This is a genomic window from Microvirga sp. GCM10011540, from assembly GCF_042650665.1.
Classification (GTDB): Bacteria; Pseudomonadota; Alphaproteobacteria; order Rhizobiales; family Beijerinckiaceae; genus Microvirga; species Microvirga lenta.
On the sequence record NZ_JBHSBQ010000016.1, the window covers coordinates 82,684 to 89,546 of the forward strand.

The window sequence follows — 6,863 nt, forward strand, 5'->3', positions numbered from 1 at the left end:
AAGAGGCAACAGGTCATGGCAATCAATCTGCATGCTCCGGATATCCGGGAACTCAAGCCGCACATCACCGTTTTCGGCGTCGGCGGCGCTGGCGGCAACGCCGTGAACAACATGATCGAGTCCGGTCTGGAGGGCGTCGAGTTCGTGGTGTCGAACACCGACGCGCAGGCTCTGGCCTCGTCGCGGGCCCAGCGCGTGATCCAGATGGGCGTTCAGGTGACCGAGGGTCTCGGCGCCGGCTCCCAGCCCGAGGTCGGCCGGGCCGCCGCGGAGGAGGTGATCGACGAGATCCGCGATCAGCTCTCCGGCTCCCACATGGTCTTCATCACCGCCGGCATGGGCGGCGGCACGGGAACGGGCGCTGCCCCGGTCGTGGCCCGCGCGGCCCGTGAGCTCGGTATACTCACTGTCGGCGTCGTCACGAAGCCGTTCCAGTTCGAGGGCATCCGCCGCATGCGTCTGGCCGAGGCCGGCATCGCGGAGCTCCAGCAGGCGGTCGACACCCTGATCGTCATCCCCAACCAGAACCTCTTCCGTGTCGCCACGGAGAAGACGACCTTCGCGGACGCCTTCGCCATGGCCGACCAGGTGCTCTATTCCGGCGTGGCCTGCATCACCGACCTGATGGTGAAGGAAGGCCTCATCAACCTCGACTTCGCCGACGTCCGCTCGGTCATGCGCGGCATGGGCAAGGCGATGATGGGCACCGGCGAGGCCTCCGGCGAGAAGCGCGCGATCCGCGCGGCCGAAGCCGCCATCGCCAACCCGCTCCTCGACGAGGTGTCGATGAAGGGCGCCCGCGGCCTGCTGATCTCGATCACGGGCGGCAACGACCTCACCCTCTACGAACTCGACGAAGCCGCGACCCGCATCCGCGAGGAAGTGGACCAGGATGCCAACATCATCCTCGGCGCGACCTTCGACGAGAGCCTGGAAGGCATCATCCGCGTCTCCGTGGTGGCGACCGGCATCGATCAGGCCCTGATCGGCAACACCAACGACATCGCCTCGACCGAGCAGCGCATCTCCGAGGTCGCCGAGCGTCTTCGGGCCGAGGCCCGGGCCCGCGCCACACAGGCTCAGCCCACCTCCACCTTTCGCTCCGCCGCCCAAGCCGAACCGGTGAAGGCGGTCGGAACGTCACCCGAGCCCGTCGCGGCGCCGGCCCCCGTGGCCCCGGCCGCTCCGGCCCCGTCCTATGCGTCCCTCGCGACCCCGGTGGAGCCCGCTCCCCAGCCGGTGATCCGCGACGACGTCGTCCTCACCCCGGCGCAGCCGAAGCCTGCCTTCGAGGCTCCGGTCGCGGCTCAGCCGGTCTATCGCGACGAGCCGGTCGAGCAGTCCGCGTTCATTCCGCCGCAGGCCGAGCGGGCCATGCGTCCGGCCCGCATGCCGCGGATCGACGAGCTGCCGATGCCGGTCCAGAATCAGATCCGCGCCAGCCGCGGCGAGGCCGATCAGGCTCCCGAGACGAAGCGCATGTCGCTGATCCAGCGTCTCGCCACCGTGGGCTTCGGCCGCCGGGACGAGACGGCTCCGGCGGAGCCGGCCGCCCAGCGTCCGGTGCAGCAGGAGGCGCCCCGCCAGCCCATGTCCTCCGTCCACGCCGAATACGCCAAGCGTCCTGCGGCGGGTGCGCAGGGCTACCGTCCGACTCAGGGACAGCTCGACCCCCAGGGCCGGGTGACCCCTCCGCAGCGGACGGCGGAAGACGACCAGCTGGAGATTCCCGCCTTCCTGCGCCGTCAGGCAAACTGACCTAACGCAAGGTGTTAACGAAAGCCCACGGCCGGGACGCGGCCGTGGGCTTAACCATTTGTAAACCTCTTGTTTTTCAAGGGGTTGCGAATTGTCGAGATTGTAACAGACCGTAAGAAAGCGTGATTTGGCCTAGCCTGGCTCTAGGACTATGTTGCCTCCAGTCGATCGGCGGGATTCAAGGGGAACCGGCCGGTCTTTCAAGAACAACAGCGGACGTCTTCATCCCTGCCAGGCCGTTTGCCTGCTGAGTTTGTGGCGTACGAGGTCCGAGAATAATGAAACAAAGCCAGCAAACCACGCTTCGCGCAGCCATCACGCTCCTCGGTGTCGGAGTTCACTCCGGCGACGAGGTGAAGATGATCCTCCACCCGGCTGAAGCGAACCATGGCATTGCCTTTCTCCGGACCGGCCTTCCCGGTGGTCTCGACCGGCTGATCGATGCCCGGCACCTCACCGTGACCGCCACCGAACTCTGCACCGTCATCGGCGACCGCGACAGCGGGGCGGTGGCGACCATCGAGCACCTGATGGCGGCCTTCGCGGGCCTGGGCGTCGACAACGTCCTCGTGGAGATCGACGGTCCCGAGGTTCCGATCCTCGACGGCAGCTCGGCTCCCTTCATCGACGCGATCGACCAGGTCGGCCTGACGGTCCTGAGCGCCAGCCGCCGCTACCTGAAGGTTCTCAAGCCCGTCCGCGTGACCCAGGGCAAGGCCTTCGCCGAGCTTCTTCCCAATGAGCGCGCCTTCCGCCTCGACGTGGAAATCGATTTTCCGACCCCGGTCATCGGCCGCCAGCGCAAGGCCATCGACCTGTCCCCCACCGTCTTCCGCCGCGACATCTCCCGCGCCCGCACCTTCGGCTTCATGCGCGACGTCGAGAAGCTGTGGAGCGCCGGTTTCGCCCTGGGCGCCTCGCTCGAGAACACCGTCGCCATCGGCGAGGACGGCATCATGAACCCCGAGGGCCTGCGCTATGCCGACGAGTTCGTGCGGCACAAGATCCTCGACGCCGTCGGCGACCTCTCCCTCGCGGGCCTTCCGCTCCTGGGCACCTACCGCTCCTATTGCGGCGGCCACCGCCTGAACTTCTCGGTGCTCGAGGCCCTGTTCTCGAGCCGCGCGAACTACGCCATCGTCGATGCCGGCATCCGCCGCGAGACGGGCTACGCCGAGCTCGGCAACGGCATCGCCATGCCGGCCTTCGCTCCGGAAGTGCACTGAGCCGCAGTCTGGCCGGCCCGGTTCCCGGGCCGAGCGCCGTTTGGCCGCATCGCTTCGCCACAACTCCCCCTTATCCCTTGGGCATAGCCTGTCGGATGGGGGTTGGCGCTTTGCGCGCGCATAGGGTAAAGAACCTGCGGTGCATCGTTGAGAATATCGAGCACGGTTTTATCGGAGGACCGCGAAACATGCCTTTCGCGAAGGTTTATTTGGGTCTGACGGGCGTTGCCGGTCGCGCTCTCGTCATCGGAGCGTGCGGCCTCGTGCTCGCGGGCTGCGACACCCTTTCATCGATCAACCCGTTCGATAAGAGCGAGACCTACAAGCCCGAGATCGTGGCCGACGTTCCGGCCGAGCAGATCTACAACGACGGGCTGGCGCGCATTCAGAAGCGGGACTTCGAGGGCGCGGCCAAGAAGTTCAACAGCCTCGACCGCCAGTACCCCTATTCGGAGTGGTCGCGGAAGGGCATGATCATGGAGGCCTACGCCAATTACGAGGGCGGGCTCTATGAGGAGGCCATCACGGCGTCCCGTCGCTACCTGCAGCAGCATCCCAACACGTCGGATGCGGCCTATGCCCAGTACCTGATGGCGTCGTCCTACTACGACCAGATCCCGGACATCACCCGCGATCAGGAGAAGTCGGAGCGCGCCATCCTGGCCCTTCAGGAGCTGGTCGAGCGCTACCCGAATTCCGAGTACGTCGCCGACGCGAGAAAGAAGATCCAGGTCGCGAGCGATCAGCTCGCCGGCAAGGAGCTCGAAGTCGGCCGCTTCTATCTCCAGAAGCGCAACTATGCGGGCGCCATCAACCGCTTCCGCACCGTGGTCTCGCGCTACCAGACGACCCGCCACGTGGAAGAGGCTCTCGAGCGTCTCACCGAGGCCTACATGGCCATGGGCATCGTCAACGAGGCGCAGACCGCGGCCGCCGTTCTCGGTCACAACTTCCCCGACAGTCCTTGGTACAAGGACGCCCATGCCCTGCTGACCAAGGGCGGCCTCGAGCCGCGCGAGGATTCCCAGTCGTGGATCAGCAAGGCGTTCCGCGGCGTTCCCCAGGTCGGGCAGAAGAGGGCTTAAAACCCCACCTTCCATGCTGATCCAGCTCGCGATTCGCGACATTGTCCTGATCGACAAGCTCGAGCTCCATTTCCGTGAGGGCCTCAGCGTCCTCACGGGAGAGACCGGGGCCGGCAAGTCCATTCTGCTCGATGCGTTCGCATTGGCTCTGGGCGGACGAGGCGACGGAAGCCTCGTGCGGCACGGGGAAACGCAAGGCCAGGTGACGGCGGTCTTCGACTGCCCCCTGGATCATCCCGCCCGCAGGATCGCCGCGGATGCGGAGATCGACACCGAGGGCGACCTGATCCTGCGCCGCGTCCAGGTGGCCGACGGCCGGACGCGCGCCTTCGTCAACGACCAGCCGGTCAGCGTGCAGGTTCTCAAGAGCATCGGCGCGGCCCTGGTCGAGATCCACGGCCAGCACGACGACCGGGCTCTCGTCGATCCCGTCACCCACCGGGCGATCCTCGACGCCTTCGGGGGCCTTTCCAACGAGGTCCAGGCCGTGGGCGAGGCCGCGCGCCGGGTGCGCGACGCCCGCGCGGCCCTGCAGGAGCATCGCGCCCGGATCGACAAGGCCCGCAAGGAATCCGATTTCCTGCGCCACGCGGTGGAGGAGCTGGACAAGCTCGCGCCCCTCGCCGGGGAGGAGGAGAGCCTCGCCGAGCGCCGCATCGTCATGATGCAGTCCGAGAAGGTCGCGCAGGACCTCAACGAAGCCTACGAGGCGGTTGCCGGCAATTCCTCCCCCGTTCCCGAACTCTCGGCGGCCGTGCGCAAGCTCGAACGCCGCAGCGCGCAGGCGCCCGCCCTGGTGGAGCCGAGCGTCAGGGCGCTCGATGCCGCCCTCGTGGCCATCGACGAGGCGCGGGCGGCGCTGGAAGAGGCCATCCGCGCCACCGAATACGACCCGCGCGAGCTGGAGCAGACCGAGGAGCGCCTGTTCGCCCTCCGAGCCGCCGCCCGCAAATACGACGTTCCGGCCGACGAACTCGCCGACCTGCGCGAGCGCTTCCTGGAGGACGTGGCCGCCATCGACGCGGGCGAGGAGAAGCTCGCCGCGCTCGAAGCCGCCGTGAAGGAGGCCGACAAGGTCTATATCGGCGCCGCCAGGGCCCTGTCGGCGGGCCGCAAGAAGGCCGCCCAGGCGCTGGATGCCGCCGTTCAGGCCGAGCTGCCGCCCCTCAAGCTGGAGCGGGCGCGCTTCATCACCGAAATCCAGACCGATGAGAACAGTCGCGACCCGGCCGGCTTCGAGCGGGTCGAGTTCTGGGCCCAGACGAACCCCGGCACCCGGGGCGGTCCCCTCATGAAGGTGGCCTCGGGCGGCGAGCTTTCGCGCTTCATGCTGGCCCTGAAGGTGGTTCTTGCGGACAAGGGCTCCGCACCCACCCTGGTCTTCGACGAAATCGACACGGGCGTCGGCGGCGCGGTGGCCGATGCCATCGGCCAGCGCCTGGCGCGCCTGTCGCAGCGGGTCCAGGTCATGGCCGTCACCCATGCGCCGCAGGTGGCCGCCCGGGCGGAGAGCCACTTCCTCATCGCCAAGGAGGGCGTGCGCGGGTCCGACCGGGTCGCGACCCGGGTCGTGCCGCTCGACGCCGCGCCCCGCCGCGAGGAGATCGCCCGGATGCTCGCCGGCGCGACGATCACCGAAGAGGCCCGCGCCGCCGCCGCGCGCCTGCTGGAGGCGGCGGCCCACTGAAGCCCGTCCGGTCAAAAGAAAAGCCGCGGCTCAGCTCGTCGCTGCGCACGCGGCTTACGACTGTGTTTGCCCCCGCAACACAGCAGTTGTCGATTATGTCCTTGGTGAATGTCGAGAGAATTGCTTCTTCAATGGAAGCGGGTCTAAGCGAATTCGCTCTCCCTTGGTATTACGTAAGACTGCGTATGGACGAAGCTAAGCTTGTCCGGCGATGCTGCCCTGGCGGCGAATATTGACGGGCAGGAACCCGTGCAGGAGCTCTTGCCCTGCATTTTCTTGACAACCGGGTGCGAAAGGAAGAGCCTCGGTCCGGCGGCAGATGATGTTTCCTGACCGCCTCGTTTGCGTCCGCCAACTCACCCCATTTCGGGAGGTCGCGATGCAGTCGTTCATGCTTCCAGCCACAACTTGCGTTTCAGCCTTTCTGCTCGTCCTGGCGCCGGCCTTCGCCCAGCAGCACCAGCACACCATGGTCAATCCAGGTGAGGTCACCTGGAAGGACGGTCCTCCGTCCCTTCCGAAGGGGGCGCAGATGTCGGTTCTCTATGGGGACCCGGCAAAGGAGGAGATGTTCGTGATGCGGCTCAAGTTCCCGGCCGATTACAGGATTCCGCCCCACACCCATCCGGCCCATGAGGTGGTCACCGTCGTGGACGGCGAGTTCGGCATCGGCATGGGAACCGAGTTCGACCCGGCGGCAATGAAAACCATCGAAACCGGCGGCGTCATCGCAATGCCGCCGGGAACGCAGCACTACGTGCAGACCGACCGGGAAACGGTCGTGCAGCTGAGCACGCGGGGTCCTTGGGGGATCACTTACGTGAATCCGGCGGACGATCCCCGGAAGTCGCAGTAGCCGGAGAACGCCCGGCCGCAACGGTGTCGCGGCCGGGCTCCGCTGCGCGGCCCCGGAATGACGGGTGAGCGGCACGTGCCTTCATGCCTGCCCGCCGCCGTATGGCCCCTGTCCCGGCTGCGCGGCCTGACGCCGGAAGGTGTCGGGGATCTCCCGGCCTTCCTGATCCTGCGCAATCGCGAGGCGGCCGCCGCGATAGGTGAGCAGCGGGCCCTCCCATTCGCGCGGGAGACCGTAAAGAGGTCCGTCGC

5 protein-coding genes are annotated in these 6,863 nt (G+C 67.2%); all 5 read left to right on the forward strand.

Going from position 1 to position 6,863, the window contains the following annotated elements:
* Positions 1-15: 15 nt before the first annotated feature.
* The 5 genes from ftsZ to ACFOYU_RS07100 all read left to right on the forward strand — a co-directional run bounded on the left by ftsZ (position 16) and on the right by ACFOYU_RS07100 (position 6,612).
* A complete protein-coding gene (gene ftsZ / locus ACFOYU_RS07080) occupies positions 16-1,758 on the forward strand; it encodes a cell division protein FtsZ (protein ID WP_226742161.1) in 1,743 nt (580 codons plus the stop codon).
* 278 nt (positions 1,759-2,036) lie between these two features.
* On the forward strand, positions 2,037-2,984 hold the full coding sequence (gene lpxC / locus ACFOYU_RS07085) for a UDP-3-O-acyl-N-acetylglucosamine deacetylase (protein ID WP_226742162.1): 948 nt from the start codon (positions 2,037-2,039) through the stop codon (positions 2,982-2,984).
* 188 nt (positions 2,985-3,172) lie between these two features.
* A complete protein-coding gene (locus ACFOYU_RS07090; RefSeq protein WP_226742163.1) occupies positions 3,173-4,069 on the forward strand; it encodes an outer membrane protein assembly factor BamD in 897 nt (298 codons plus the stop codon).
* A 13-nt stretch (positions 4,070-4,082) separates the two neighbouring features.
* The gene (gene recN / locus ACFOYU_RS07095) at positions 4,083-5,756 is read left to right on the forward strand and encodes a DNA repair protein RecN (protein ID WP_377033022.1); all 1,674 of its coding nucleotides are present in this window, start codon (positions 4,083-4,085) and stop codon (positions 5,754-5,756) included.
* Positions 5,757-6,135: 379 nt separating this feature from the next.
* The gene (locus ACFOYU_RS07100; protein ID WP_226742165.1) at positions 6,136-6,612 is read left to right on the forward strand and encodes a cupin domain-containing protein; all 477 of its coding nucleotides are present in this window, start codon (positions 6,136-6,138) and stop codon (positions 6,610-6,612) included.
* The last annotated feature ends 251 nt before the right edge of the window (positions 6,613-6,863 follow it).

Coding starts and splice junctions, on each gene's coding strand:
- lpxC (WP_226742162.1), top strand. CDS start 2,037: ATGAAACAAAGCCAGCAAACCACGCTTCGCGCAGCCATCACGCTCCTC.
- ACFOYU_RS07090 (WP_226742163.1), top strand. CDS start 3,173: ATGCCTTTCGCGAAGGTTTATTTGGGTCTGACGGGCGTTGCCGGTCGC.
- recN (WP_377033022.1), top strand. CDS start 4,083: ATGCTGATCCAGCTCGCGATTCGCGACATTGTCCTGATCGACAAGCTC.
- ftsZ (WP_226742161.1), top strand. CDS start 16: ATGGCAATCAATCTGCATGCTCCGGATATCCGGGAACTCAAGCCGCAC.
- ACFOYU_RS07100 (WP_226742165.1), top strand. CDS start 6,136: ATGCAGTCGTTCATGCTTCCAGCCACAACTTGCGTTTCAGCCTTTCTG.